Origin of the sequence: Enterococcus sp. DIV1421a, assembly GCF_051711025.1 — a bacterium.
GTDB classification, from domain to species: Bacteria; Bacillota; Bacilli; order Lactobacillales; family Enterococcaceae; genus Enterococcus_B; species Enterococcus_B hirae.
Genome location: NZ_JBIOLU010000001.1, coordinates 412,181 through 437,450, shown reverse-complemented (window position 1 = coordinate 437,450; position 25,270 = coordinate 412,181). Strand labels below are relative to the sequence as shown.

The 25,270-nt window shown below is 35.5% G+C and carries 40 protein-coding genes, 2 pseudogenes and 1 other annotated feature; of the genes and pseudogenes, 11 read left to right on the top strand and 31 right to left on the bottom strand.

Annotated features, from left to right (window positions below; all coding sequences use genetic code 11):
* The 6 genes from IGK21_RS02085 to IGK21_RS02060 form a co-directional block, all read right to left on the bottom strand.
* Nucleotides 1-1,788 carry a terminase large subunit gene (locus IGK21_RS02085; protein ID WP_034867889.1) on the bottom strand — a complete coding sequence of 596 codons (1,788 nt, stop codon included), beginning with the start codon at nucleotides 1,786-1,788 and terminating at the stop codon, nucleotides 1-3.
* Nucleotides 1,779-2,300 carry a phage terminase small subunit P27 family gene (locus tag IGK21_RS02080; RefSeq protein ID WP_010719498.1) on the bottom strand — a complete coding sequence of 174 codons (522 nt, stop codon included), beginning with the start codon at nucleotides 2,298-2,300 and terminating at the stop codon, nucleotides 1,779-1,781. Before IGK21_RS02080 ends, IGK21_RS02085 begins: the two co-directional genes overlap by 10 nt.
* A 328-nt stretch (nucleotides 2,301-2,628) precedes the next feature.
* Nucleotides 2,629-2,943 (bottom strand): HNH endonuclease, encoded by a 315-nt coding sequence (locus IGK21_RS02075; protein WP_014834202.1) that lies wholly within the window; start codon nucleotides 2,941-2,943, stop codon nucleotides 2,629-2,631.
* Nucleotides 2,944-3,243, bottom strand: coding sequence for a hypothetical protein (locus IGK21_RS02070; RefSeq protein WP_052096372.1), 300 nt, complete (start codon nucleotides 3,241-3,243; stop codon nucleotides 2,944-2,946).
* Nucleotides 3,230-3,538 (bottom strand): hypothetical protein, encoded by a 309-nt coding sequence (locus tag IGK21_RS02065; protein WP_010718385.1) that lies wholly within the window; start codon nucleotides 3,536-3,538, stop codon nucleotides 3,230-3,232. The genes IGK21_RS02070 and IGK21_RS02065 overlap by 14 nt, the downstream gene beginning before the upstream one ends.
* The gene (locus IGK21_RS02060) at nucleotides 3,535-3,762 is read right to left on the bottom strand and encodes a hypothetical protein (RefSeq protein ID WP_010718386.1); all 228 of its coding nucleotides are present in this window, start codon (nucleotides 3,760-3,762) and stop codon (nucleotides 3,535-3,537) included. Before IGK21_RS02060 ends, IGK21_RS02065 begins: the two co-directional genes overlap by 4 nt.
* Before the next feature lie 107 nt (nucleotides 3,763-3,869).
* Between IGK21_RS02060 and IGK21_RS02055 the strand changes: the two genes are divergently transcribed.
* Entirely contained in the window at nucleotides 3,870-4,172 is a 303-nt protein-coding gene (locus IGK21_RS02055; protein ID WP_010737830.1) for a hypothetical protein, read from the top strand.
* A gap of 206 nt (nucleotides 4,173-4,378) precedes the next feature.
* On the opposite strand, the gene IGK21_RS02050 is transcribed toward IGK21_RS02055, so the two are convergent.
* From IGK21_RS02050 to IGK21_RS02030, 5 genes are all read right to left on the bottom strand, one after another.
* Nucleotides 4,379-4,456, bottom strand: coding sequence for a putative holin-like toxin (locus IGK21_RS02050; protein WP_223603558.1), 78 nt, complete (start codon nucleotides 4,454-4,456; stop codon nucleotides 4,379-4,381).
* Nucleotides 4,457-5,406: 950 nt separating this feature from the next.
* Nucleotides 5,407-5,820, bottom strand: coding sequence for an ArpU family phage packaging/lysis transcriptional regulator (locus tag IGK21_RS02045; protein WP_034866428.1), 414 nt, complete (start codon nucleotides 5,818-5,820; stop codon nucleotides 5,407-5,409).
* A gap of 274 nt (nucleotides 5,821-6,094) precedes the next feature.
* Entirely contained in the window at nucleotides 6,095-6,361 is a 267-nt protein-coding gene (locus tag IGK21_RS02040) for a hypothetical protein (protein WP_010718391.1), read from the bottom strand.
* A complete protein-coding gene (locus tag IGK21_RS02035; protein ID WP_155237686.1) occupies nucleotides 6,358-6,495 on the bottom strand; it encodes a hypothetical protein in 138 nt (45 codons plus the stop codon). The genes IGK21_RS02040 and IGK21_RS02035 overlap by 4 nt, the downstream gene beginning before the upstream one ends.
* A gap of 355 nt (nucleotides 6,496-6,850) precedes the next feature.
* Nucleotides 6,851-7,045: a hypothetical protein gene (locus IGK21_RS02030; protein ID WP_240143997.1), complete on the bottom strand. Its 195-nt coding sequence runs from the start codon at nucleotides 7,043-7,045 to the stop codon at nucleotides 6,851-6,853.
* 122 nt (nucleotides 7,046-7,167) lie between these two features.
* Here IGK21_RS02030 and IGK21_RS02025 point away from each other — a divergent pair, with 122 nt between their 5' ends.
* The gene (locus IGK21_RS02025; RefSeq protein WP_010718394.1) at nucleotides 7,168-7,545 is read left to right on the top strand and encodes a hypothetical protein; all 378 of its coding nucleotides are present in this window, start codon (nucleotides 7,168-7,170) and stop codon (nucleotides 7,543-7,545) included.
* Nucleotides 7,546-7,566: 21 nt separating this feature from the next.
* On the opposite strand, the gene IGK21_RS02020 is transcribed toward IGK21_RS02025, so the two are convergent.
* The 12 genes and pseudogenes from IGK21_RS02020 to IGK21_RS01965 form a co-directional block, all read right to left on the bottom strand.
* Complete coding sequence (locus tag IGK21_RS02020; protein ID WP_002325355.1) at nucleotides 7,567-8,028, bottom strand: class I SAM-dependent methyltransferase; 462 nt, start codon at nucleotides 8,026-8,028, stop codon at nucleotides 7,567-7,569.
* A complete protein-coding gene (locus IGK21_RS02015) occupies nucleotides 8,029-8,355 on the bottom strand; it encodes a YopX family protein (protein ID WP_376109981.1) in 327 nt (108 codons plus the stop codon).
* Between the two features lie 71 nt (nucleotides 8,356-8,426).
* Nucleotides 8,427-8,627 (bottom strand): annotated as a pseudogene (locus IGK21_RS02010) (hypothetical protein); the annotation flags it as partial.
* Between the two features lie 151 nt (nucleotides 8,628-8,778).
* On the bottom strand, nucleotides 8,779-9,138 hold the full coding sequence (locus IGK21_RS02005) for a DUF1064 domain-containing protein (protein ID WP_034698477.1): 360 nt from the start codon (nucleotides 9,136-9,138) through the stop codon (nucleotides 8,779-8,781).
* A complete protein-coding gene (locus tag IGK21_RS02000; RefSeq protein ID WP_010719519.1) occupies nucleotides 9,135-9,986 on the bottom strand; it encodes an ATP-binding protein in 852 nt (283 codons plus the stop codon). Before IGK21_RS02000 ends, IGK21_RS02005 begins: the two co-directional genes overlap by 4 nt.
* Nucleotides 9,987-10,000: 14 nt before the next feature.
* The gene (locus IGK21_RS01995) at nucleotides 10,001-10,819 is read right to left on the bottom strand and encodes a Lin1244/Lin1753 domain-containing protein (protein ID WP_376109974.1); all 819 of its coding nucleotides are present in this window, start codon (nucleotides 10,817-10,819) and stop codon (nucleotides 10,001-10,003) included.
* 39 nt (nucleotides 10,820-10,858) lie between these two features.
* Nucleotides 10,859-11,732: pseudogene (locus IGK21_RS01990) on the bottom strand (recombinase RecT).
* Between the two features lies 1 nt (nucleotide 11,733).
* A complete protein-coding gene (locus IGK21_RS01985) occupies nucleotides 11,734-12,681 on the bottom strand; it encodes a YqaJ viral recombinase family protein (protein ID WP_438718839.1) in 948 nt (315 codons plus the stop codon).
* 87 nt (nucleotides 12,682-12,768) lie between these two features.
* Nucleotides 12,769-12,921 (bottom strand): hypothetical protein, encoded by a 153-nt coding sequence (locus tag IGK21_RS01980; RefSeq protein WP_010719525.1) that lies wholly within the window; start codon nucleotides 12,919-12,921, stop codon nucleotides 12,769-12,771.
* The gene (locus IGK21_RS01975) at nucleotides 12,918-13,253 is read right to left on the bottom strand and encodes a hypothetical protein (protein ID WP_010719526.1); all 336 of its coding nucleotides are present in this window, start codon (nucleotides 13,251-13,253) and stop codon (nucleotides 12,918-12,920) included. Before IGK21_RS01975 ends, IGK21_RS01980 begins: the two co-directional genes overlap by 4 nt.
* A complete protein-coding gene (locus IGK21_RS01970; RefSeq protein WP_181914790.1) occupies nucleotides 13,237-13,569 on the bottom strand; it encodes a hypothetical protein in 333 nt (110 codons plus the stop codon). The genes IGK21_RS01975 and IGK21_RS01970 overlap by 17 nt, the downstream gene beginning before the upstream one ends.
* Nucleotides 13,570-13,616: 47 nt before the next feature.
* Complete coding sequence (locus IGK21_RS01965) at nucleotides 13,617-13,808, bottom strand: helix-turn-helix transcriptional regulator (RefSeq protein ID WP_010738496.1); 192 nt, start codon at nucleotides 13,806-13,808, stop codon at nucleotides 13,617-13,619.
* Between the two features lie 103 nt (nucleotides 13,809-13,911).
* Between IGK21_RS01965 and IGK21_RS01960 the strand changes: the two genes are divergently transcribed.
* Entirely contained in the window at nucleotides 13,912-14,121 is a 210-nt protein-coding gene (locus IGK21_RS01960) for a helix-turn-helix domain-containing protein (protein WP_179131833.1), read from the top strand.
* Between the two features lie 123 nt (nucleotides 14,122-14,244).
* Nucleotides 14,245-14,466, top strand: a complete 222-nt coding sequence (locus IGK21_RS01955) for a hypothetical protein (RefSeq protein WP_010738498.1) — start codon at nucleotides 14,245-14,247, stop codon at nucleotides 14,464-14,466.
* Between the two features lie 217 nt (nucleotides 14,467-14,683).
* On the opposite strand, the gene IGK21_RS01950 is transcribed toward IGK21_RS01955, so the two are convergent.
* The 4 genes from IGK21_RS01950 to IGK21_RS01935 all read right to left on the bottom strand — a co-directional run bounded on the left by IGK21_RS01950 (nucleotide 14,684) and on the right by IGK21_RS01935 (nucleotide 15,677).
* Nucleotides 14,684-14,833, bottom strand: a complete 150-nt coding sequence (locus tag IGK21_RS01950; protein ID WP_179131840.1) for a hypothetical protein — start codon at nucleotides 14,831-14,833, stop codon at nucleotides 14,684-14,686.
* Nucleotides 14,830-15,018 carry a hypothetical protein gene (locus tag IGK21_RS01945; RefSeq protein ID WP_081186544.1) on the bottom strand — a complete coding sequence of 63 codons (189 nt, stop codon included), beginning with the start codon at nucleotides 15,016-15,018 and terminating at the stop codon, nucleotides 14,830-14,832. Before IGK21_RS01945 ends, IGK21_RS01950 begins: the two co-directional genes overlap by 4 nt.
* A 146-nt stretch (nucleotides 15,019-15,164) precedes the next feature.
* Entirely contained in the window at nucleotides 15,165-15,449 is a 285-nt protein-coding gene (locus tag IGK21_RS01940; RefSeq protein WP_010738250.1) for a hypothetical protein, read from the bottom strand.
* A 12-nt stretch (nucleotides 15,450-15,461) separates the two neighbouring features.
* Nucleotides 15,462-15,677 carry a helix-turn-helix domain-containing protein gene (locus tag IGK21_RS01935; RefSeq protein ID WP_010719536.1) on the bottom strand — a complete coding sequence of 72 codons (216 nt, stop codon included), beginning with the start codon at nucleotides 15,675-15,677 and terminating at the stop codon, nucleotides 15,462-15,464.
* A gap of 182 nt (nucleotides 15,678-15,859) precedes the next feature.
* Here IGK21_RS01935 and IGK21_RS01930 point away from each other — a divergent pair, with 182 nt between their 5' ends.
* The 3 genes from IGK21_RS01930 to IGK21_RS01920 all read left to right on the top strand — a co-directional run bounded on the left by IGK21_RS01930 (nucleotide 15,860) and on the right by IGK21_RS01920 (nucleotide 18,190).
* Nucleotides 15,860-16,609 carry a LexA family transcriptional regulator gene (locus IGK21_RS01930; protein WP_128436377.1) on the top strand — a complete coding sequence of 250 codons (750 nt, stop codon included), beginning with the start codon at nucleotides 15,860-15,862 and terminating at the stop codon, nucleotides 16,607-16,609.
* A 108-nt stretch (nucleotides 16,610-16,717) separates the two neighbouring features.
* A complete protein-coding gene (locus IGK21_RS01925; RefSeq protein ID WP_010751852.1) occupies nucleotides 16,718-17,032 on the top strand; it encodes a hypothetical protein in 315 nt (104 codons plus the stop codon).
* A gap of 12 nt (nucleotides 17,033-17,044) precedes the next feature.
* Nucleotides 17,045-18,190, top strand: a complete 1,146-nt coding sequence (locus IGK21_RS01920) for a site-specific integrase (protein ID WP_081115306.1) — start codon at nucleotides 17,045-17,047, stop codon at nucleotides 18,188-18,190.
* An 89-nt stretch (nucleotides 18,191-18,279) separates the two neighbouring features.
* On the opposite strand, the gene rplL is transcribed toward IGK21_RS01920, so the two are convergent.
* The 4 genes from rplL to rplK form a co-directional block, all read right to left on the bottom strand.
* Nucleotides 18,280-18,648, bottom strand: coding sequence for a 50S ribosomal protein L7/L12 (rplL, locus tag IGK21_RS01915; protein WP_010720148.1), 369 nt, complete (start codon nucleotides 18,646-18,648; stop codon nucleotides 18,280-18,282).
* A 52-nt stretch (nucleotides 18,649-18,700) separates the two neighbouring features.
* The gene (rplJ, locus tag IGK21_RS01910) at nucleotides 18,701-19,204 is read right to left on the bottom strand and encodes a 50S ribosomal protein L10 (RefSeq protein ID WP_010720149.1); all 504 of its coding nucleotides are present in this window, start codon (nucleotides 19,202-19,204) and stop codon (nucleotides 18,701-18,703) included.
* Nucleotides 19,205-19,382: 178 nt separating this feature from the next.
* Nucleotides 19,383-19,508 (bottom strand) — a sequence feature (ribosomal protein L10 leader region).
* Nucleotides 19,509-19,587: 79 nt separating this feature from the next.
* Nucleotides 19,588-20,277, bottom strand: a complete 690-nt coding sequence (gene rplA, locus IGK21_RS01905) for a 50S ribosomal protein L1 (protein ID WP_010720150.1) — start codon at nucleotides 20,275-20,277, stop codon at nucleotides 19,588-19,590.
* 103 nt (nucleotides 20,278-20,380) lie between these two features.
* Complete coding sequence (rplK, locus tag IGK21_RS01900) at nucleotides 20,381-20,803, bottom strand: 50S ribosomal protein L11 (protein ID WP_010720151.1); 423 nt, start codon at nucleotides 20,801-20,803, stop codon at nucleotides 20,381-20,383.
* Nucleotides 20,804-21,342: 539 nt separating this feature from the next.
* Between rplK and sdaAB the strand changes: the two genes are divergently transcribed.
* The 4 genes from sdaAB (at nucleotide 21,343) to IGK21_RS01880 (ending at nucleotide 25,261) form a co-directional block, all read left to right on the top strand.
* Nucleotides 21,343-22,011 carry an L-serine ammonia-lyase, iron-sulfur-dependent subunit beta gene (gene sdaAB, locus IGK21_RS01895; RefSeq protein ID WP_010720152.1) on the top strand — a complete coding sequence of 223 codons (669 nt, stop codon included), beginning with the start codon at nucleotides 21,343-21,345 and terminating at the stop codon, nucleotides 22,009-22,011.
* A 13-nt stretch (nucleotides 22,012-22,024) separates the two neighbouring features.
* A complete protein-coding gene (gene sdaAA / locus IGK21_RS01890; RefSeq protein ID WP_034699497.1) occupies nucleotides 22,025-22,891 on the top strand; it encodes an L-serine ammonia-lyase, iron-sulfur-dependent, subunit alpha in 867 nt (288 codons plus the stop codon).
* Between the two features lie 324 nt (nucleotides 22,892-23,215).
* Nucleotides 23,216-23,878 (top strand): hypothetical protein, encoded by a 663-nt coding sequence (locus IGK21_RS01885; RefSeq protein ID WP_080704603.1) that lies wholly within the window; start codon nucleotides 23,216-23,218, stop codon nucleotides 23,876-23,878.
* Nucleotides 23,879-24,001: 123 nt separating this feature from the next.
* Nucleotides 24,002-25,261, top strand: a complete 1,260-nt coding sequence (locus tag IGK21_RS01880; protein ID WP_232622357.1) for an EndoU domain-containing protein — start codon at nucleotides 24,002-24,004, stop codon at nucleotides 25,259-25,261.
* The last annotated feature ends 9 nt before the right edge of the window (nucleotides 25,262-25,270 follow it).

Sequence of the window (25,270 nt, the reverse complement as noted above, 5' to 3'; positions counted from 1 at the left end):
TTAACCTCCTCTCATCATTTCTCTTATACTTATGAAGCCAACAGTTCCTGTTTGTTTTGATTTTTTAGCAAACATTTCCACTACACTTACATGACTATTTAACACTGATGCAAAACCGTCAATTTTTCTATTTTTTGATTGTTTCGTAGGCATCCAATTATTATTTCTATCTTGTACTAGTTTTACATTTGATAAATACCATCTAAAAATTTTTTGCTGATTATAAATAACTTTGCCATCTAAAAATCGTTCTTTTAAGTCTTTCATTGGTCCACCAAGAGTAGTGAATCCTTGAATAGCTTCTTCCATGACAAATCCAAAATCAATCATTTGTTGATTTAAAATCAGACTATTTCTTCGATCATATCTAACTTTCAACACTTTATATTTTTTTGATTGCTCCACAAACCAGTCAAAAACAAACTGATAATCAACATAACTTCCTGGTGTCACAGTTAAATCACCTGATTTTATCCAAGCATCCAACCGTTGTTTATTATTGTCGTTGTTATATCTTTCTTGCGAAATCCAACTATGTTCTAAAACTGCTATTTCTCCAGTTTCATAAATGGGAAATTCCAAATTAGCCGATGTAAAGTCTTGTGTTTCTGATAAGTCATATCCTCCAACACATTCTTCACCTTCCATCGTTTTCCAATCAATTATTTTGTTATTCTTATTAATTGTTTGCATATCTAAAAACGATAATTCGTCTATGTCAGAAAATAAATTAAACTGTTTTGTGAGCCAGTCAGCTTTCTCTTGAGGACTGTTACGTTCTGTTTTCCAGTCGGTTACTAAATCAACAAATGACATTAAGCCAATGTTAGGATTTGCTTTAATCCAGTTTCTTGGATCATCCGCTTCTGAAACATCGTCTAGTTTTGCTACAAAATAAAAAACCCGTTCATCCAGACCATCTTCAAGATGTTCTAAACAATCGAGTGCATTATCATAATATTGCATAAGTGGTCCATCAAGAACATAACCTGCTGTAGTTATATAAACTATTAGTGGTTGCCTTCGCGTACCGCGAGATTTTTTTATTACATTAATCAATTTGAAATTTATAAATTCATGGATTTCATCGAAAATCGCAAAATGAGTATTTAATCCATCGAGTTTTTTACTATCCGATGCTCGGGCCTCCATCTTAGAAAAAGTTGCTTCGTCTTTAATTAATGATCTTTGTGGCTTATACTTTTTGTCTAATCTAGGAGATTGCTTTACCATTTCCTTTGTTTTATCAAATAAAATTGATGCTTGATCTTTCGCATTGGCCAAAACATAGACATTAGCACCTTGCTCGTTATCATATCCCAACATATAAGCTGATAATCCGCTGATAAGTGACGTTTTACCATTTTTTCGTCCTACAAATGTCAAAGCTTCACGAAAACGTCGGATTCCTGTTTCTTTATGAATCCATCCAAACATTGAACCAATGATAAAATGTTGCCATGGTTGCAAAATAAATCGGTCAAAGTCTCCTTCAGTCGGACGGCAATTATCTTCAATAAATCGAATTGGACGATGCCCTACTTCTTCATCAAAAATCCACGGAAATTCTTCGGTTCCTTGTCGTTCTAAATCTAATATATGCCTTTTAGCAGCAAGAATATTTTCTTTACTCGCTGGTATAGATTCATCGATCAAACGTTCAGCGTACCAAGTAGTCAATAATTCTGGATAGGGTTCTAATAATATCCCGCCCCAAGAAGCTTGTTCCTCCTTGTAGTTTTCCCACCATTTTTCTAACTCAGAATAAGATAAAGAAGTCAATTCCATTCTGAATCATCTTCTTCATCTTGAGATAGTTTTATAGCTAATTTTGCTCTAGAAGCTGGAGAAAGTCCTAAATCTCCACCAAAAACACGTAAATTTTTGGAACATGTATCCATTTGTTTTGATAATGGATTCCCATACATCTCTGGTGGTTCATTGAATTCTTTACCACTTGCTTCAGCAAGCTCTTTATTTCGTTTGTATTCTTTTTTGTACTCTCTTTGCATTTTTCTATATTGCTTTCTTAATTCTACATATTGAGAGTACCAATCACTATACATAGCCATTAAGTATACATCTGGATTCATCACTAATTCGACTGATAGTAATTCATTTTTAATAAAATCAAACACTTCTTTTCCCTGCTTATCTAGCCACGAAGGAGCCCTGATTTCATCTGTATTCATTTTTAATTTTTCTTCAACTTCTGCTCGCTTTTTCAATTCTTTTGTATTTCTTTTGTTTGGATTTTTTTGGAGCAATTGTAATCTTGCACTTTTAGCTGGTCTTGGCATAATTTCACCTTCTTTCATTATTTTCTAATCGTCTAAAAAAATCGAAAAGCGGTATTTGTGTAAAGGAAGGGGCGCACCGGTCTTGGCGCCCCTCCTGTTTCTATTTTTCTAAGTAGGGGGGCTAGTTACCTCTGTATCTTTTAAGTTCTATTTCCACTCTTAAATTCTCACACACTAATCTAGGTGTCGCTAAAACTTGGTGATTAGTCTCGTCTCACGAGATACATAGATTGATTCTATAATTACAGTTCCATTCAAAACAGCTGATTTCAATTCATTAATTTCTTTAGTGAGATATTCTAAAGACTCAATCTGTTTATTTGCTACATTACTCTCTTGTTGCATAGAACTTCACTACCTTTCTCTTCGTCTTAACTTTCTTTTCTCCTCCTGATTTCTCAGGATGTTCTTTGTTATGGCAAGCAAGGCAAACAAGCTCTAGGTTATCTATGTCCCAGAACTTAGTTATATCTTCTCTTGCTTCGATTATGTGATGGACAACTACTCCTCTTGTTATTATCCCTCGGCGTTGACACTCTTGGCATACACCAAAGTCCCTTGCTATGACTAGCTTTCTAAGTTTCCTCCATTTGTTTGTCTTATAGAGTTTATCTATTTCGTCTCTAGGTCTGACCTCTCTCATTTAAGTTTCTCTCTCATGTTCTATCGTTCTTTTATCTAGATACTTTGTATTCGGACTATCATAATACTCAATATGTATTTTATTCTGTCCATTTGTATCATAACTTCTTGTATGCCAATGATATGAAATATCCACTAATCCTCTTGGTATTTTATCCAATCGTTGTCCTTTATAATAAATCTCTGGTACTGAGTCAGTATCTTTTAATTTAATCTCTAATAGATTGGCATCATCTTTTACTTCGAACAATTCAATTTCGCTTCTATCGCTTTGAACAAATAGATTTTTAAACATCCCCATGACTATTCTCCTTGCTATATTTCTCTATATAAACATTCACTAAGGCTTCTTGTACCTTAAATATTCCTTCAATACTAAGATTATTTACACTCAAGCCTAATTTTTCCTTTATAAACTTAGCATTGTGGTCTGCTTTAATTGTTTGTTCAGCAATAAAATAATTAAGAGCTGCTACTTCATCCATCTTTAATCCAACTAAACTAATGATGTTAATGAATAAGGTAGCTAGTTCATCCATATCTTTCTCTGCTCTTATCTTCTCAATCAACTTGGTGTAATCATAGTTATCATTCATTTGATGTACCTCTCAATGTTTTGTTGAATATATTCGTCTTTCCAATACCCACGTCCACAGTAACGAAGGTTATATTTGTCGATTTCTTTTGGTGTCGCTTCTCGTGCCATTTCAATGATTGAGTACTTCTTTTTTATTTGGACTGACTGGACCACTCTAATTGGATCATTATCATTTGGCTGTGGATACCTATTAGAAAGTGATACGTACCAGTAGTTTCTCATTAATTATTTACCTCCTCGATCATCTTCTCTTCAGCAAAAAAATGGATAGAAATAAAAGTATAATATATAATTAAATTTAAATTAAAAAAATTATAGAAGGTGAAGCTATGGATGAATTTAAAATGATAAAAAATACACTTATTTCGATAAAACAGCGTACATCATTGATAAACAACATTCCTAACGAAACCGATCTAAACGACATTATAAAACAGTTTAATGTTCGACTTATAGATAAAGAATGCAATAAAATAATTTCGATTGAGGTAGCTAATTATTTAAAATTAGAAAATAGGATATTAAATAAATATATCAAACAGATTGCTGAAGAACTTCACATCAAACTAGAAGGTCTTCATAATGTAAATTCTGATACTTCAGAAGCTGATGCATATTATATCTATCTTTAATCGATGTACTATAAATATAACTTCCGTCTTTAGAAATTAATAGACAGCGAGTGCTCTCAATTGATTTTGTATTTTCACATGATATAATAGACATAGAAAAAGGACGTGCTGGTAACACGTCCTGTGTAGAACCGTTAAAAAGACGGTGACGAAACTTTAATGTTTGATTAAATAAACCATCTCAGCTCGTCAAAGTGAGAGATGGTTTATTTTTTGTTATTGTCATCTTTGATAGCTAAAACTAACATCGCAAAAGCAATCATTAGCTGTAGCGCCTCAAACACTGACAATTCAGGCTCTCCTTTCCTTAAATTTGATACTTACATTCATAAGCATCACCTCCTAGAATGGATTGCCACCATCTTTTCACTTTTCTACGATACATATTATAAAACAAGGTTAGCTGGTTTGCTAGCCTTGTTTTTATGTAAAAACTACACCTCAGAGCAGCTCATGAGGTATAGTTCTAGCATGCTATAATTGAGATTGCCCATTCCTCTTGCAGTAGCTATAGAATGGTATATAGGTCAGATTGCCCCCACTACTGCTCAATCTCAAAGTCGCTGGAATGGGATCGCACCACTCATGTACTATTCCTCTCTAGTTTTGTACAAGGTCCCAGTAGTCCGCCATACGAAACCTACCTTCACCTTCGCGTCTCTCTATTTCCGCCACAGCGACATAAGTGTATTGCGAAATTATTTTTAGTCGTTATATAATTAATTAAGGAGGTTTTTCATATGCCTAATTATGTTATTGATACAACACCTACAAAAAATAATACTCACATACTACATGAAATAGACTGTCCATATGCCCCTGACAAAAATCATTCGATTGAAATTGGATACTATATAGAATGTTCATCAGCGCTCCGATATATTCGTATCAAAAAAACAAATTTAAATGTTTCTGGATGCAAATACTGTTGTCGTTCTTGTTGCAGTAAAAAATAATTGTATTGCTAGCTATCTTTTGAGGATAGCTAATTTTTTTATATCAAAACAGACAGCAACCAGTTGATATAGATAAACAATGGAAAGTAAAGGAGGTTTTCACTTCCTTTTTCGTATTTTTGTGATTGGTTAGTTGCTGTCTATCAAAGCATAATTACAACGATAAGGGAGACTGCCTCCCTTCGCTTATTTTGTCGAATTCCTCATCTTTCGACACTATCATAATATCACTGGTAAATGGCTAAAAACCGCCATCATTCCGCCAAAAAACCGCCAAATTATTTATAAGCAATTTTTTCCCCATGCCTATATGCTTCTGCAAACTCTATTAGAGCTTCCGACTTCATTCGTTGTATGCTTCTTTCTGAATAACCTACTTCACGACTAATCCTGTAGTTTGAGAAACTGTCTGGCACACAAAAACTATAGTAGAGTATCTGACGACTAATTAGACTAAGTGCCATCAAAGCCTTCAAAATCGCATCTCTTTCTGCTTCAGCATCTGCTAATTGGATCATGGCATCTTCTGCTTTATTTCCGTGACTAGGAACTTTAGGCATATCTGTTATAACTGGTGACTTAATATCTATCAAAGAGCGACCTGCTATGCGCTCTAAACGTCTAAAATTCTTTAAAACATTTCTGGCATTATCTCTTGTTTGTTTGAAATCTACTTCTCGTAATAAATTCATCAAGCAAAATCGCTCCTTTTATGGTATAATGAGATAAACTTTCAAACAATTTCCATTTTATGTAGCGACAGCCATTTACTGGCTGTCCTTTTTTATGTTCTTCTTTTTCTTATTCATATATTTTTTCTTAGCCGTCCCATTCTGAATCACCTTTTGTTCCAAACGGCGTTTTTTCTTCTTGATTTTCGATTTCGTCTTTCCCATTATTTCTTGTTCCCTTCTTGGATGATTACTAACATAGAAACGAAAAGCACAATAAAGATAAAAGGATAGATCATTCCGCTCCCACCTGTTCATCAGCATTAAAATCAACGTTACCCAAGATTTCTAACTCGCCGTCTGGATACACATCTAACCAGTCATGAGCACCATTAAAATCGTTATATGCATTCAAACCTTTTAACTTCCGTTGATGATTTACACCAAATCCTACTAATAAAATTTCACCAGCAGACGTACGAACGACATCATGATATTGAATTACTTTCCCATTTTTATCTTTTACTTCTTCAACACAGTTTTTGTAATTTTCGTAGCTCATCTTTCTTCCTCCTGTCCCAATCCCCATTGAGCGAAAGCTGCTAGGACTTCGATTTCTTGTTTACTGTCAAGTTGATGGTAGGCTAAGTTTGTATTTTCATCTGCTAATTCTGCTAATTCATAAATTGCAAGCATTGGAACTTTTAACGAATTTCTGTTACTTTTCAACCACTCCAGCACGATTTTCTGGTTGTCGTTGAGTTGTGGTTGCTGACTTGCTACCTCATATATTTTTTCAAAAAGAAAAAAAGAACTTAAAAATTCAATAATGTCTGAACCTAAAATTATAAACGGCTTAGTAAAAATGACTCCTTTTGGTAAAAACTTTTGTGCTACTTGTCTTTAGACAGGTAGTTTTTTATTTGTTTTGTTTCCTCCTCAAAAAAATTTTCTATCCATTTATTAAACATTCTCATGTGCCATTTCAACATGAGAAAAGAAACAATAAAAGAAGTTATTGAAGAGACTAAAACGACTATTATCAATCCACTCATCCTTCCGCCACCTCCTCATATAATTCGAATTTACTAGATGGCCAACTCAAACGCTGTTTATCGTCGTCAATCAAAACGATTCTGCCAGGCATCGAAGCATCTTGAACTATATAATATTCGTTGTCCAAGAAGTATAATGACACGCCTGATCCTATTTTAGTCACTACTTTGTCACTCTTTTTGAAACCCATCATTCTACCTCCTCCTTTTCATTTATTGACGATAATAACAAAATAGATAACATGAAAATATTTGACCACAACACAAGATTGTGATATTTTTTACATAGTTTTATTTATATGGGAGTGACGAAATGCCATTTATAGTCTTTTTCTTTATATCATTATTAACAATATATATTCCTTTACCAACATTATTAATGTATTTCCATAGACTCTCAGAAAAACATGACACTATAGTCACTATAGATAAACATATATTGGTTATACTTGTCTTATTAGATTATTATATTAGCTACTATTTTCTTAAAAACTGTAAGATTAAAAAGAGATACTACTTTTATTTAATTGGATTAAATTTGATTGAATGGGGAATACATTTAAGCTTGTACTTAAAATTCAACGCTACAGCATTAACTATAGTTTTAATTTTCCAAACGATCCTTTTAATTTGCATGTTTACCTTCCCATTATCTGGTAAATTCAGAAATTACATATTTAATCAAAATTGATCCTACAATTTCACGAGGTAGCTAGATACTCTTCATAAATACTAACCAGTGTGTTTTAGCTCTCTTATTTCCATATAATGGCACATAATCAATTGCATTCAATATTTCTGATAGCTTGATTTGATCCTCGTTCCATTTAAATACAAGAGTTCCATTTGGCTTTAATACTCTGAAACATTCTTTGAATCCTAATGCTAAATCTTCTTTCCAAGTTTCGGGATTTAATTTTCCATACTTTTTGACCAACCAGCTATTCTCGCCTGCTTTAAGCAAGTGTGGCGGATCAAATACTACATGATAAAATGATTCATCTTCAAATGGCATATCTCTGAAATCTCCAATGACATTAGGATTGATATCAACGACATGTCCGCTATTTAGTTCTTCGTATTGTTTCCGAATGTCCATAAAAATTACGTTTGGATTCTGTTTATCAAACCAAAACATTCGACTACCACAACATGCATCTAATATTTTAGTCAATTACTCTACCTCTAATAACTCTTTATTCTCGTATATATTCCCGATAACTTCATAGTCAGTGTGAAATACTGGATCATAATAAATTCGATATTCTAAGTCCAAGTCTACTAGCTTACAAATTAAGCCAGAATGACACCCAGAGGCTTGAACAACAGCTTTTTCATGATCTAAGTGATTAAAACCATCACTTACACTGAAAAGTACTATATCCCCCTCAAAAATCTCTACACCGTTCTTATCTTTCAGCCCTGTGGATTGCATGAGGATATATTTATCTGGAGACATTTCAGCATGAGTGATCAACCTTCCTGCTTGTCCATATTTCATTTCTTACCCAAATTTTTTACCTTTAAACGGTGTGTACCACGCTCGAAACTTCGGTATCATTCGCTGTCCTCCTACTTCTTCTCAGTCACCGTAAACGGCACAATACTTTCTGGCATGTAATTTACTTCGTATTTGTATTCATTGACCTTCGCGCCTTCTAAATCTTCAACCACATACATGTTCCAACTAGTCATGTTCACAAGATGTCTTTTGTACTGTTTCTTTCCTGTTTCAACTAGAATAACGAGTTTATTTTTATCTTCCGTATCAACATCTGTCGTAGACTGTCTTTACATATCATACAAATAGATAAATCCATGGTGTCTCATGTTCTGAGTCACATCAAAAGCATTCAACCTCTTGGTTAACTTCTGGAATGAATTTCTTTTTTCTGCTCATTTTCAAACCTTCCTAACCTTTCTTTTAAAAACGCTCTTCCTTGAACGTCTTGCCATATTTTTTAGCTAATATCAACGGCACTTGATAACGATGGCAGAACAGTTTCGCTTTGATTTTAAAATCTTTTGTCTGCATTCCTTTGACATCTACAACTTTCACAAGCTTACCGTTTTTATAAAACGTGAAGTCAGGAATATACTCGATTTTACGGTACTTCTTGCCTTCCAATTCAAATTTTGGCAATAGTTCAAATTTTTCCTGAAGCTTTACTTTCCAGCCGTTTGCTTCCGCTTGCCATACTGCCAGATCATAGTACTCTGCTTCTGCTACAGAATCGAATTTGATCTCACGATGAACCGTTTTTCGATTGCGATATTTGTTCATGCTGTCGCTCCTTTTACTGGTTTTAATCGTTTATCGGTTGTTTGAGAAAAGACCATCGTAAATCCATCAGAATTGACAAATATTCTTGATGTTGTCCTCATACCGTAAGCCTTTTTCAACTCTTCCCCAAGCAAGTTCGTTGTGATAATCGTTGCTAAGTTCTGTCGTGCATCCAAGAACGAATTCAACGTGTTTATGCCAAATGCTCGACTATCTGAAGTATCTTTTCCTAGCTCTGAACCGATATCATCAATGACGACTAAATCCGCCGTTTTGATATCTGCAATCAACGATCCCTCAATCGTTTTTCTAAGTTCAGGATTGTTGTACGAAAACTTGATTTGATCCAGCATTTCCTGTAACCCGATAAACAAGATTTTCTTGTCGTAGTTTGATCGCCTCAAAACTTCCCAAGCCGCTGCCATCGCTAGGTGACTTTTACCTGTTCCCTGTTTGCCAGTTAAAACAAGATGACTTGGATTTCCTAACAAGACTGAATTAACAAAGCGTTTGGTTACTTCAACCGCTTGTCTTGTTTCTTGATCAACGATTTGATAATTCTGCAATGTACAATCAAACAACGCTTTATTAGGCACGACAGAACCACCTTTGAAAAAATTGATAGCTCTTGCTTTCAGACTTTCGTTGTACATTTGCTCTGTTTGTAAGTCTTCCTGAACTCGCAATGCTTTATACCCACATTGCATACAAGTTGGTTTACAACGATCTGAGCCATCAGGATTCTTCGTACGCCATCCATACAAGGGCTGTCCGCATTCAGGACATTCGCCACGTTGGACAAGCACTTTCTGTATTAGTTTTTCCATGATTTCTCCAACGGTTTCCATGCCTACGCCTCCTCTCAAATAGGCAACTCATCTGTGCTAAATTTCTCGTATTCAAGCGTTTTATTTGCATTTCTAGGTGATTTTGAATAATGACCTTGCAAATACTTTCTCACTTTCTCAACGGTGTCTAGTTGCTTGTTTTCCCAGTTTTTTAGCACTCTATCGAGATAGTTATAATTTTTAGCACCATTTTTTAGCATTTCTTCAATCGCCATGATGACAATTTCATCTTGTCCTTGAAAATCATTTACCCAAAAACGAATAGATTCTAAAACCATTGGTGCTTCTGCTGGATTCACTTGATTTAGCCAATAGCTCTCTGCGATATTTTCTGAATGAATATCTATACTAGATCTAGAAGAAGATACTCTTGTTTCATTTACTTTACTTTTATTTCCTTTACTTTGGGGATTAATGTCAGCATTATCTCTTTCATCTTGTGTATTAATGTTTGCATTAATTACATATTTAGTTGGTTTTGGTGATTTTCGTCTTTTTGTCGCTTCAAAGTAGGTGGCTTGGATATTCTCACTCGTAAGCACCTCGACCGAGTCAAACAGTTGTTTATCAAAAAAACCCCATTTGACTAAGCGGTTCACTATTTGATTGAGCATTTCCTTACTTACTCCTGGCAGGCGTTTTAAAAGAGTAGCTTGCGTTAAATCATTCCACAAAATGAAATATCCTTTTTTATATATCGCACAAAGCAGTTTGATTACCGCAATTTCTCCTTTAAGTCCAAATTCCCCAGCAATAGCCTCTATTTTTTCATCTTCGAAAACATCAACATCAAGAGGAAAATAATCAAGACCTTCTTTTATTGGTCTTGCCACACTATCACCTCCTTAGATAAGCGAGGGGAAACTCCCTCGCTATAGTGGTGGGTTCATATCATCGAACAATGAATCCTTGTTCATCTGTATTTGCTGTTTCTTCGTATTCATCAAACGCTGATGACACGTCTTCCACTTTTTCTGCTTCTTTACGTTCTGGTGTATCTTCTTCAACATTTGTATCGGATAAAATATCACCGTTCTCATTGATATCTTTTACGACATTTTCATCAGTTACCGTTGCTTTTTGCATTTCCACTGATAGAATTCCCCATTTACTCAACATATTTCTTAAAACAGTTTTTTTGGCCATTGCATCAAAATCCTTCTTCCAACCAAAGTCAGATTTACTAAACTTTCGTTTATGCAATTCAATTTCTTGCTTTGTCCAATAAACAGTTTTTTTGAACCCATTCAATAATTCAAAATATCCAACATACCCGATGACTTTGTCAGATAAACGACCTTCTGGATCAAATTCAAACTGTTCCGTCAATCGATTCCAACCTCTTAATTCGCCTTCATATACTTCGATAACATTCAAAGACTGATATTGACCCGAACGTTGTGCTAACTGTATATATCCTTTGTATCCTAACTGAAATTGGGCTTTTCCTTTATATGGAATAATCCATGCGTATCCTAAATTTTTGTCCACTGGTAAATCTAAGGAAGCGGCAACCATTGCACTAGTAACAATGCTCATTGGATCGACAGAAGATAAATAAGAATCGTTATTTACCAAATTTAATACACTTGCCATGAAACCATCAGATTTCTCTTTCAATACTTCTTTAAATTTATTTTTCATTGTCGGTGTATTCATTAGAGCTTTAAGCCCTAATTTAGAAGGATCAACTGCTTGATTATTTTGTTCTGTTAGCTGATTCTTTAAATCTTTACTTGTTGCCATATCACTGAATCTCCTTTATCACTAATCTATTTGAAGTTGATAAGCTGTAAATTTCCTCATCTTTCATCACATCTGGATATTTCTCTGCTATTTTCTTCAAGTCTTTTCGTTTAGAAACGACTGATTTTAAACAAATAATCCGATTAAGTGTGATACCTGTAGAGGCATTCTTTATTCCAAGTTCCTGGATAATTTGATTGTCGATTTGTCGAATACTCTTCTCTAGTTCCTTCTTATTTTTGAGTAACTCTTCTTTTTGATCGAGTAGAACATCATAATCAGCATGAAGCATAATTTCAGTTGAATCTAATTCCGAATAACGCTCTTTTAGAAAATCTGACGTTGCTTTACTTCCATCGATCAGTGGCTCTTCTCCGCCGATAATGTTCGTTTCCCAAAAATCAACTAACCGTTCTGTGATCATGTCAATCAGTTCTTGATCTCGTTCAACTCGTTTCCATATAAATCTTTGACCACCAATCAACACAGCGATATAACAATAATCCTTGTTCAAAACATTCATGTAATGTTGCACTTGACACAAATAACTAAGTGGCACTTCTTCTCCTTCCCATTCTTTGCTAAAAAATTGATTCGCCGTTTTACATTCAAGAATGGCATTTTCTCCTACTACATCACGGTCAATATTTGCTCTTAAGAATGGGTGTAACGGATGTTCAAACACTTGGTTTCTTCTACGGACCTTTTTGCCTGTTCGTTCTTGAAATTCTTTGGCAACAACTTCTTCTAAAACATTGCCCCAATAAGCTGGTTCGCTCTCTGAATCTTTTAATTCAATTTGACCCGTTTTCTCAAGCCATAATTGATAAGGGGATTTGTATTTATTCAATCCAAGTACGGTTGCAACATCTGAACCACCAATACCTCTTTTGCGGTCTTCGAGCCATTCTTGATGGCTCATGTCTAAAGTTGATTTACTCATATTCATCCTCCTCGTCGATTGGTGCTTCATATGGTGGTTTAGCATAATCAGGATCAGTTAAATAATTGTCAAGATTTGCTAACTCATTCATGCTCAGTCACTCCCCTTAAGTGTAGAGTTGGCAAAATAAGTCAAACCTAAAGTAATGAAGTAAATCCAACCATAGTAAATATTAATTGTGGCGAAGCACATACCCACACCAACGAGGGCATATGCTCCTTTCACATTAATTCGTGTTTTCTTCACTGAAATTCCCCCTTGAGAATGCGAGTCATCACGTCAGCGAGATCCTCTTCGTTATCAATAACAAAGGTATGATTTGAAAATTGATTTTCTTCTTCGTTTTGTGCTTGTTTATAAGCATCTACAGCGATTCTACGCACAATATGTGCTGGTACTGGAAAATTATCATCTAAATGTTCTTCTTGCATAGCAAGGCAAAGTAAAATTTCTGTTGTCTCACCATAAATGATGCTCTTAAGTTCCCCTTCTTTTTGTGCTGTACAAATAATGGAAACACTTTGCTTTTGACACTCGCTTTTTAACTCTTCAATAAGATTTTCAATTTTTTCGTTCATATGTGATAACATCCTTTACAGTAATTCTTCTTCTGAAAAAGAACTTTTGTTGTTCAAATACGTTAACGGCATACTGATAATTTTCTTCATTCAATTCATCAAGGCTCTTAAATTCAAGTGATGACTTTACAGCCTCGTAAATTGCTGTTCTTTGTTGTTCGATGCGCTTAGAATCTTGACGTTCTAACCATTGATTCACTTCTTTACAAAACTTACGTTTGTAGTCTACTTTGAGTTTGTTTTGTTTCTCTAAAACATCTAATCTCTCGTTCATTCGTTCCCATTCTGCTTTAGAAATTGTCATCATTTCTGCCATTTGATTCTTCCTCCTAAATCAAACTTGTGGTATACTTGCTTTGAATTTTATATTGGAAATAGTTTTTCCACTGTAGTGCCAAGTATTTTGGCAATCTTTATTGCTGGAGCAACATTTGGTAGATGTTCCCCAGCTTCAACTCTCTGATATTGACGAGTTGATATGCCGGCTTGTTTTGCAACTTCCGATTGCGACAAGCCTTTTTTTATACGTAGTTCTAACATTTTTTTATTTTTCACATCAGCCCCTACTTTCTTATTTAAGACGACGTTTTCGTCGGCTTATGTTTATATGATAAGCGACGTTTTCGTCGTTGTCAATTATTTTTTGGAGGAATATATGATGACGACATTTAGTGAGAATTTGAAAAAGCTTCGTTCAGAAGCTGACATATCTCAACTTGTATTAGCAAAAGAAATAGGCACAACTACTAGGCAAATCCAACGATATGAAAGTGGCGAAAACGAACCTAAATTATCACAAGCTGTTTTACTCGCCGACTACTTCGATGTATCGCTTGATTATTTGGTCGGTAGAACAGATGAGAAATGATCGCTCAGGCGGTCTTTTTTTGTTACTACTTTTTAACAAAAGAGAGAATTTCCTCATTTCCCTTTTTGATATAATTCCCCTATCAGGATGAGAGACTGAAATATCTGATAGGGAGGTGATTAGATGGATTATCGAGATATTTTGACTGAGCTTAATTATTACTACCCAATAACTGGTAGCGCGAATTTAGGAACTATCAAAGCTGCATTTGCTACCACTGAAAAAGAATATATTGTTTTTCACATTCATGAGAACAATATCTATTCGATCTCAAATATGAAGACTGGCGAACTGTGGACAAATACAAAACTCAAAAAACTAGACGATGGAACCCTTTCTGTTTAGTTTTCCATCTATGGTACACAAGTAATTACTATTGTTTCCATATCACTCCTTGCTATTTCTGATAGCTTGGAGCTCTTTTTTTATTTCTTCTTGCGATACAATAATTTGTTGCTGTTGCTTAAGAAGCTCATTGAGTGCTACCATTTGTAATTCTTCCATTTGACTACCTCCATTTCTGAGTGATAGACTTAAGTTACTAGTTCTTATTTCTCACCGATTAGCGATTGCAGTTGCTAGTCGGTCTTTTTATTTCTAGCCACTTCTTCTGGCGTTCACGCCATTGTTCCCCTAACGATCTAGGTTTCATTTCTTCGTGATATTCCTGATTTAATTCTTGCATCAATTTCTGATGCTCTTGTAATGTCACAATCTAGCCTCCCTGTTTTTTATTTCTAAAAACCTCAAATCCTCAAGCTCAATTTCAATCAGGTTCGCTTGCCGATCTGTCAATTTCTTAGATTTTTTTAGCGCTTCTCGCTCTTCTTGCAATGCTTTTCTGCGCCATTTAATCAATCCAAGTATTTGATTTTCTTGTTGCAAAGTATATGCCATGTCACCCCTCCTTCGTTTCTCACCGTCACCACCTCCGGAAAGAGGAGTTGCATTATGAAAAAATAGTATTAGTAGCAGATATAGAAAGGAGAAAAATCTACAACTCCTCTTTTCGGAAGTGGTGAATGTAGAACAAGTTTAAATATTTAAATTTCAAAAGTTTCTTTTAAAAATCGTTGTAATTCAGTTCGTTCAATTCGAATATCTTGTTCACTCCATTGTTGAATCTTTAAACCTTTTGAAATCCAACCGCTTAATTTGTCATCACCAATTCTCAATATTTCTTTTACTTGAGACTTATTCGGGTAAGGTGGTAATTCAACAGTTTTAGTCAACAAGCTGGATCGCTTTTCGATTTCTTTCAAAACAATAAAAGTAATATTACTTGCTAATTCGTTTTGAATTACTTCATCTGGAATGTTTAGTTGCATAGATTACACCTCCTACGCTGGTTGTTTGACATCGTTAGTAAAAAGATACTCCAGCTCATATTCAGGAAAGAAAGTTTTCTTTAATTTCACTGCTTCGTCAAAGCTAAACTGTGTTTTCCCTTCGATTTTGTCAGAAATAGTAGCATACCTTTTATAACCTAATGCACTAGCAACTTGAGTTCGAGTAATATTCTTTTCGGTCAAAGCTTTTTCTAAATTTTTAAGCATTCTTTTCCCTCCTTTTCGTTACTCAATTGCGTATTAAAAGAGTAAAAAAATAATTAATTAACTCTGAAGTTAGAGTAACACGCAATTGCGTATTTAGTCAATACGAAAATGCGTTTTTTTTTTACCTTTTGTCATTTACATACGAAAATGCGTATGTTAATATTTCTTTAGGAGGTGATAAGATGAACAGAGAAGAATTTATTAAACAACTCATTATTAGTAAATATGGAACCATTAAAAATTTCTCCGAATTTATAAATGTGCCGTACACTACTATTCGTTCTATTCTAGAAAGAGGCATAGGCAAAGCTGGAATAGATAATGTCATTAAGATTTGTAAAGGACTTGAAATATCTCCCGAACAACTATCAAATGATTTTTCTCTCAATGAATGTATATCAAATACTCTTTCTACAATGTATTTATTAAATAATTATCACCAACAAAAAGTCTATAATTTTGCAAAAAGCGAATTGACTGAACAAAATAAATCGAACATTATTCAAGGTAGTTTTGGAAAAGCTGTTGATGAAGATGAAAAACAGGAAGTTCCATATGTCGGTTTATTATCAGCAGGACATGGTTGTCCTAATTATGATAAAGAGCGCCCGTTAGGTACGGTAACAATGAGAGAATCTCAAATTCCTTCTCATTATGATCTTGCTTTTATGATAAATGGAAATAGTATGCACCCCACTTTTGAAAATGGAGAAATAGTTTTTATTAAACTGACTCCACATGTTATGAATGGTCAAATTGGTGCTGTAGAAATAAATGGTGAAGCATTTTTAAAGAAAATGTATGTAGAAAATCGAAGACTACGATTAGTATCCTTAAATTGTGAATGTGATGAAAATGGAAATCGCTTGTATCCAGATTTCTATGCAGATGAATATGATGATCTTTATGTTATTGGCAGAGTGATTGTGTGATAACAACAAAACCACCTGGCCAATTCGGTTAGGTGGTTTTTATAAATAAAAAAGCCTTCGGGCTTTTCTTTTATAACGATAAGAACATACATTCGAAAGGAGAAAAACATGCAATATCAAGAATTCAAAGAATGGTTAGAAAACAATTCTAATTCAAAACATATATTTTTAACCAAATGGAAAAACTATCAAATATCAAAAAATAGTAAACGAACTGGAAAAACAAAAAAGTGGGATGATGATAAAATCATTCGTACTGGCGAAGAAGAATGGAAAAAAATTGTGGCAAATACCTATCAAAAACTTAAATCTCATTTAGGAATTCCAAAATACAACGGATATCAAGAATGGATTGATTTTATAGAAAAAAATGAGATTTTAGAATCATTTGATAACAGTATTTTAGAAATAGAATTAGAATAGGAGTTGGATTTTATGGCAATGATTAAACAATACCAAAAGAAAAATGGTGAAAAAGCCTGGTACTTCAAGACATATCTTGGTATCGATCCATTAACTGGAAAGAAGAGATATACAACTAAAAGAGGATTCAAAACACAAAAAGAAGCGAAAATCGCACTAGCTAGACTAGAAGTTTTAGCTACAGATAAAAAACTAGTAAAAGATAATAACTACACTTTTACACAAGTAAAAGATATGTGGATTGAACAATATAAACCAACAGTCAGAGAAAGTACTTACTTACGTGTTAAGTTTTTGTTTGATAAAAACATTTCAACTTTTTTTGGAAATAAAAAAATACAAAACTATAATATAGCTTACTGTCAAGAAGCTATCAACAAATGGAAAGAACAATATTCTACCTATAAAGCTTTAAAATGTTATACATCTGCAGTTTTTGATTATGCAAAAAAAATGAACCTAATTAAAGAAAATCCTATGAAAGAAGTAACTTTTTCAAAAGGAGAACGCAAGCAAAAAAAGACTAAATTAAAATATTTTGAAAAAGAAGAATTACAAGATTTTCTTGAATGCTGTCAAAAAGACAAATTCCCTATAACTTATTCTCTATTCAGAGTTCTAGCATTTACAGGAATACGAAAAGGTGAAGCATTAGCATTAACTTGGGACGATGTAGATTTTTTTAATAAAACACTTGAAATCAATAAAACTATCACGAGAAATTCAGATAATAAATTTATTTCTACACCACCAAAAACAAACACATCTATTAGAAAAATTTCGCTAGATGACGAAACACTAAATATTTTGAAGGCATGGAAAACTCAGCAAAAACGTTATTTACTTGCACATGGTCAACACGCTAAAACAAAGAATCAAATAATTTTTTCTTCTAAAAACAATAATTATATAGATATAACTCGGCCTAATATTATTTTATCTAGAATATGCAAAGAACATAATTTCAATGATATTACCATACATGGCTTCCGTCATACACATTGTAGCTTATTATTTGAAGCTGGTTTGTCTATCAAAGAAGTTCAAGAAAGGTTAGGACATTCAGATATTCATACAACAATGAACATATACACTCATGTGACTAAAAAACAAAAAGAAAGGTCTGCTGATAAGTTTGCGGCTTATTTAAATTTTTAAAAAGTATGGTCAAAAGTATGGTCAAAAAAATAAAAAAAGACTAAAAACCTTAAATATCAAGGCTTTTAGTCAATTAAAAATCAATAAAATTATTTAACAGTTACAGATGCGCCAACTTCTTCAAGTTTAGCTTTTAATTCTTCAGCTTCTTCTTTAGATACGCCTTCTTTAACTGGTGCAGGAGCTCCGTCAACTACAGCTTTAGCTTCTTTCAAGCCTAAGCCAGTTGCTTCACGAACTGCTTTGATAACTTTAACTTTTTGGTCTCCAGCTGCAGTTAATTCTACAGTGAATTCTGTTTGTTCTTCAGCAGCAGCAGCGCCACCAGCAGCAACTGCAGCTACAGGAGCAGCAGCAGATACGCCAAATTCTTCTTCAATAGCTTTAACTAAGTCGTTAAGTTCTAGGATAGTTGCTTCTTTTAACTCAGCAACAATGTTTTCAATGTTCATTGCCATTATAATTTCCTCCGTTTTAGATGTTCGTATTTTTATTTATGCTATGCGGCTATTAAGCTGCATCTCCATCTTCTTTGTCTGCCACTGCTTTGACAGCGTAAGCCACGTTGCGGACTGGCGCTTGTAGTACAGATAGCAACATAGATAGAAGTCCTTCGCGGTTTGGCAATTTTGCCAATGCTGTGATTTCTTCCAATGAAGATACTTTACCTTCGATGATACCGCCTTTGATTTCTAATGCTTTTGCTTCTTTAGCAAATTCGTCCATGATTTTCGCTGGTGCTACAACGTCTTCGTTACTAAATGCAACGGCTGTAGGTCCAGTGAATACTTCGTCTAAGCCTTCTAATCCAGCTTTTTTAGCGGCACGTGAAAGGATTGAGTTTTTGATAACTTTCATTTCTACGTTTGCATCACGAAGTTGTTTACGTAAACGAGTCACTTCATCAACAGTTAAACCACGGTAGTCAACTACGACTACAGAAGCTGCTGCTGTAAATTTTTCGCTCACTTCATCAACGATTGCTGCTTTTTTTGCGATAATTGCTTCACTCATTTTTGAGTTTCACCTCCTGAATTTTGATGGAAGAGTTTTTACACTTGATCATTGACCAAGTATTGTTCATCATCTACTCACTTCGTTCTTAGTGATTCAACATGCTTCGCTTGAGAGGGAACTTCGCTCACTCTGTTCGCCAAGTATTGTTCATCATCTACTCACTTCGTTCTTAGTGATTCACAATAAAAAAACTCTATGCCACCGTAGACATAGAGGGACTATTGAAAGTATTCAATAAACGTCCTCGGTAGGAAATTAAGGCTACGCCACCTACTGTCTTCGGTACAAGTTAATTATTAACCTCAACTAGCTTAGCATGCTAAACTAGTTGAGTCAAGAATTATTTTTCAGTTGGATCAATCAACGTTCTAATTCAAGAATTAGAAAGAAGCTTGGTCTACATGGATACCAGGTCCAAATGTTGTTGTAACTGTGATATTTTTCATGTATTGACCTTTAGCTGCTGATGGTTTAGCTTTCACTAATACATCATGGATTGTTGCAAAGTTTTCAACTAATTTTTCATTGTCGAATGATACTTTACCGATTGGTACATGGATGTTTCCAGCTTTGTCTACGCGGTAAGTAACTTTACCAGCTTTTACTTCGTTAACAGCTTTTGTTACGTCCATTGTTACAGTACCTGTTTTAGGGTTTGGCATTAAGCCTTTAGGTCCTAAAACACGTCCTAGACGACCAACAGTTGCCATCATATCAGGTGTAGCAACAACTACGTCAAAGTCAAACCATCCGTTTTGGATTTTTTGAACCATGTCGTCGTCACCAACGAAATCTGCACCAGCTGCTTCAGCTTCTTTTGCTTTGTCTCCTTTAGCAAAAACTAAAACAGTTTGTGTTTTACCAGTTCCGTTTGGTAATACTACAGCACCACGAATTTGTTGGTCTGCTTTTTTAGGGTCTACGTTCAAACGGTATGCAACTTCAACAGTCGCGTCAAATTTTGCAATGTTTGTTTCTTTTGCTAAAGCTACAGCCTCGGCAACAGGATAAACTTTACTTGAATCAACTTTTTTTAATGCGTCTTGCATTTTTTTGCTCTTTTTAGCCATTTTGGTTCCTCCTTGATTGTGGTTATAACGGTTGTACCTCCCACGTGTTCTATATCTTTCAATACAGAGCCAACTGAGAAGCTACTTTCTTAGGGTGTAGCGATTATTCTACAGTGATCCCCATGCTTCGTGCAGTTCCTTCAACCATGCGCATAGCTGCTTCGATGTCAGCTGCGTTTAGGTCTTCCATTTTTAATTCAGCGATTTCTTTTACTTGATCGCTAGAAACTTTAGCAACTTTAGTTTTGTTTGGTTCGCCTGAACCTTTATCGATTTTTGCAGCTTTTTTCAATAATACTGCAGCTGGTGGTGTTTTTGTAACGAATGTGAATGAACGGTCTTCGTATACAGAAATAACAACCGGAATGATTAAACCTGCTTGATCAGCTGTACGAGCGTTGAATTCTTTAGTGAATCCCATGATATTGATACCCGCTTGACCTAGTGCAGGACCTACTGGTGGAGCTGGAGTTGCTTTACCTGCAGGAATTTGCAATTTAACGATTTTTTCTACTTTCTTTGCCACGAGACATACCTCCTTAAGTCCGTGATGTGGTTAATTGGAGATGCATATTTCTCCTCCCACGTTTTCACTCATAATCCTTCGATTATCAGTCAAAATAATGCATATAACAATGCACACTGATACAGTATAGCAAATATATTCTTTTTTTCAAGATTTTTTTCTGATAAATGTTTAATTTATTGCTTGAACCTCTAAAAAAAAACTAAAAATCAACTAGAAGTCCCCCTCATCTTCCTTCTTTTGTGATACACTTACGCTGAAAAGAAAACAAGCGAAAATACATAAGGTATCACTACCGCTCACTCATTAGTAATTTAGAAATTTCTGCTTTCTTCTATTTAAAAATATAAAAATATTGTTCGATATATTTTCATAGCTATCATTGATGCGTTCCTTAGATTAATGCACGCTTGTGAAATATTTATTTAATTTAACTAATGTTGTTTATGTTTCAAAAATGATGAGGAAACGAGTAAGCGAGCTATACACAGTTCACTTACTTTTGCTGGGGTGTTTATCTATTTTAAAGAGGTGGAAAAATGAAAGAATTAAGATATCGTAGTGTTTTTGACATTATTGGTCCAGTCATGATCGGTCCAAGCAGCTCTCACACTGCTGGAGCTGCTCGAATCGGCAAAATCGTCCGTAGTATTTTTGGGGAACAACCAGATTCTGTGGATATCTATCTTTATGAATCATTTGCAAAAACCTATCGGGGACACGGAACAGACATCGCCTTAGTTGGTGGTTTGTTAGGCATGGAACCAGATGATGAGCGTCTGGCAGATTCACTGCAGTTAGCTTATGAAGCAGGAATGGAAGTTCTCTTTGTGCCTAAGGGTGAAAAAGCAGAGCATCCTAACTCCGTTAAACTATTGTTGAAAAAAGGAAAACGGAAACTTTCAGTCACTGGTATCTCGATTGGTGGCGGAAATATCCAAATCTCGGAATTAAACGGCTTCAAAATCTCATTAAGCATGGGAACACCGACCTTTATCATCGTTCATCAAGATGTACCTGGGATGATTGCTAAAGTAACGAATATCCTTTCAGAAACAAATACAAATATCGGTACAATGACTGTTACACGAGAATCAAAGGGTGAAAATGCCATTATGATTATCGAAGTAGATGATCCACAAGTAGATGACACTATAAGTAAACTAACGCAATTACCGAAGATCGACAGCGTTAATTATTTTGATTAAAGGAGGAAGAAAGATGTTTTTCTCTATTGAAGAGTTGGTTCGCCAAGCAGAAAATTATCCTAGTGTCGCAGAATTAATGATTGCTGTTGAAATGGATATAAGTGGTCGTCCACGAGAACAAATCATTGCAATCATGGAAAAAAACCTCAGTGTCATGGAACAATCCATCGCTGAAGGAAACGAAGGTGTAACGTCTGTGACTGGAATCACTGGCGGTGATGCCCAAAAACTAGCTCGTTACTTAAAAGAAGCCGACTTTTTAAGTGGTGAAACCATTTTGTCAGCAGTCCGCAATGCTATTGCTGTCAACGAAGTAAATGCAAAAATGGGATTGATTTGTGCCACACCTACAGCGGGAAGCGCTGGTGTTGTACCCGGCGTCCTCATGGCTGTCCGTGACCGATTGTCGTTGACCCACGAACAACAGATTGAGTTTCTTTTTACCGCTGGCGCCTTTGGATTAGTCATTGCCAATAACGCCTCCATCAGTGGTGCAGAAGGCGGATGCCAAGCAGAAGTAGGTTCAGCAAGTGCAATGGCCGCTGCCGCTCTTGTCTGTGCAAAAAATGGTACGCCCCATCAAGCAGCCCAAGCTATCGCAATTACGCTGAAAAACATGATGGGTCTGATTTGTGATCCTGTCGCAGGCCTCGTTGAAGTCCCTTGTGTTAAAAGAAACGCCCTTGGCTCTTCTCAGGCGTTCATTTCGGCAGATATGGCATTAGCAGGAATCGAAAGTGTCATCCCACCAGATGAAGTCGTCGCAGCGATGTATCAAGTAGGTCGGCAAATGCCAGCCATCTTTAAAGAAACAGCTGAAGGTGGCTTGGCGGTGACACCAACAGCAAAACGTTTAACAACCGAACTCTTGAATCACTAACAATAGTTTCATTATAAAAAATGAATAGTTATCTGTTTCATGTGAGGGTGTGTTGATTTCCCTCATCTTGAGTAATAAAAAGAGGCTCTTTTAAAATCGTTTTTCGCATTTTAAAAGAGCCTTTTTTTATTGTCAAAGAGTATTTCTATTTATAAGCCGTCGTAAAAACACATGATTTACACCCCCTTGCTCATGTTTGCTCATTATAGAAGAACTTTTTTTCTTTTTTTTGGAAAAATAAGGTGTTAGCGAACATTCATTTTCAAATAAAACGCTTTCTTTATTTTGTACACTTGTGGTATCAAATTAAAGGAGTGATAAAAAATGAAAAACAAAAAATTAACTTGGGGCTGTTGGTGGCTTGTCCTCTCTCTTTTGTTTACCACGATACTTCCGCCTAGCATCACGGCTTTTGCTACAGAACAAACACTTCAAGCCGCACGTAAAGAAGCGACAGTGCCTTTCACGTTGCCTAATACGCTTTCGCCACTCGAAGAACCACAAAAAATAGCAGAAATAGAAAAACTTACCTTTCAAAAAGGCTTCTCTTCGTTAACGAGTCAGCGAAACGTATTTGATAATTTGATCTTAAATGACTACTTAGATTTAATGTATGGCCCAGCGTTCCTACCGTTAAGTACTCGTTTCAATCTCGCACCGATCGCACCAATTATTCAAGCGGTCACCTTAGCAGAGTTTACTACCCCGTATCTCAAACCCGGTGCACAAGAAACCGCCCTTAGTCAAGCTTATCGTCTCACACAAAAGAAGTTGTTACGACATACCCTTGCTGTTTTTGACGAAATCATTGATCATCCAGAAAATCCTACCGATTTAGACGAATTTAGCAAAATGGAAATGGCTAGCTGGATTGCTTTACAAAACCAATTTATCGATTACTTAAATGTCAGTCCCGATCTGTCAGGCTATCAACTCATCAAAACCAAAGAAAAATTGACTTTTCGACCAAAAACAACTGATGGATAAAGTTTATTAGTTTATCTAGAGAATTCGATCAATAATTACTACCCCGGGAACATCAAAATTCCACCTAGGATCGGCTCATTACAAGAAATCACGTTTGTTCCTTCGATGTGGACCGATAAGCAAGTGAATGCTACTTTTGCATTTACTGCCTATGATCATGAGAAACAAACCTACAATAACTACAGTTCTAATACGATCAATATTGCCATCGAAACAGATTTTGCTACCTTCCTTAACCAAATGGACACACCTGAGACCGTACTACAGTTCTTTTTGAATCATGCAACCGTTCAAATAGGTGCGATCCCACCAACCGATGTCGATACCGTCAATCGGACAGGAAAAGACATCACCGGAGCAATGATCAAGGAACGAGATCAGCTGATTAACCAATTTCCCGAAACATTTCATACCAATTTCTTTCGAATCGTTGCCCAAGCCAACGGACAGGATTTAGTACTCAATCGAGAAGGTATGTTCGTTTATCGCGGGACACAAACCGTTGTGCCGATGGAACAAATCACGATCGGCTATAACCAACAAGTCATCTATTCTTTACGGAAAGTCCAGAAATTTTTTGGTATTTACGCTACATACTATGCATTAGCTGATGGCTTTTATGACGAGGAACGAACCGATGCCTTACCTAAAACCTTAAATGACGACACGGTAAATATCTTAGAAGAGATTGGTGGCAACGTCTTAAGGAACCTACCGAATTACGAAAATACCGAATTGCGCATCAAGCAATCCGAGATGAAAATTGAACCACTGGATGTGCTTTTAGTGGCGATGTGTCTGCCGTGGAGTGAGATGCGTTCCTTATTGACCACGGTCGAACGAGGAGAACTCCTCGGAGCGGTTGAAGTTGAAGAAGCACAAGTAAAAACGATTCTAGCAGTAGAAGAAGAAGCCCTTCTCAAAGGGTGCCCGAATAAAAGTATTGTAGAAAAGATCCAGCCTACAAAATATTTTAAACGGAAAACCCTCAATCATCTATCTGGCGAGGTCAAACCAGGAAAAAATGGTGTTCCTGATCTGTCAGGTGCGCATTCAAGACACCCAGATTTTTATAGAAAAGAAAGCGGCATTATCTACGAACCAGTCGGGAAAGTAACAGAAGGTATGCCTTATGAAGCAAAAGTAAAATATGCGGGGGAATACAAGAAAGCTAATTCTACTGTTTTTCCCGATGATTGGGGTGCAGAAAAAATCATGCAAGAAGTCGAACAAATCATTTCCGAAACGACCTTTAATGGCACCGGAAATAAACCATTCAGCGGAAAAGCAAGCAACGGTCTTTTTGAGATCCAAGGTCATGTCAATATCAAAGAAAATGGAAAAATAACGATTTCCACCGTCTATCCTCTTGTAAAAAAATAGAAAAAAGTT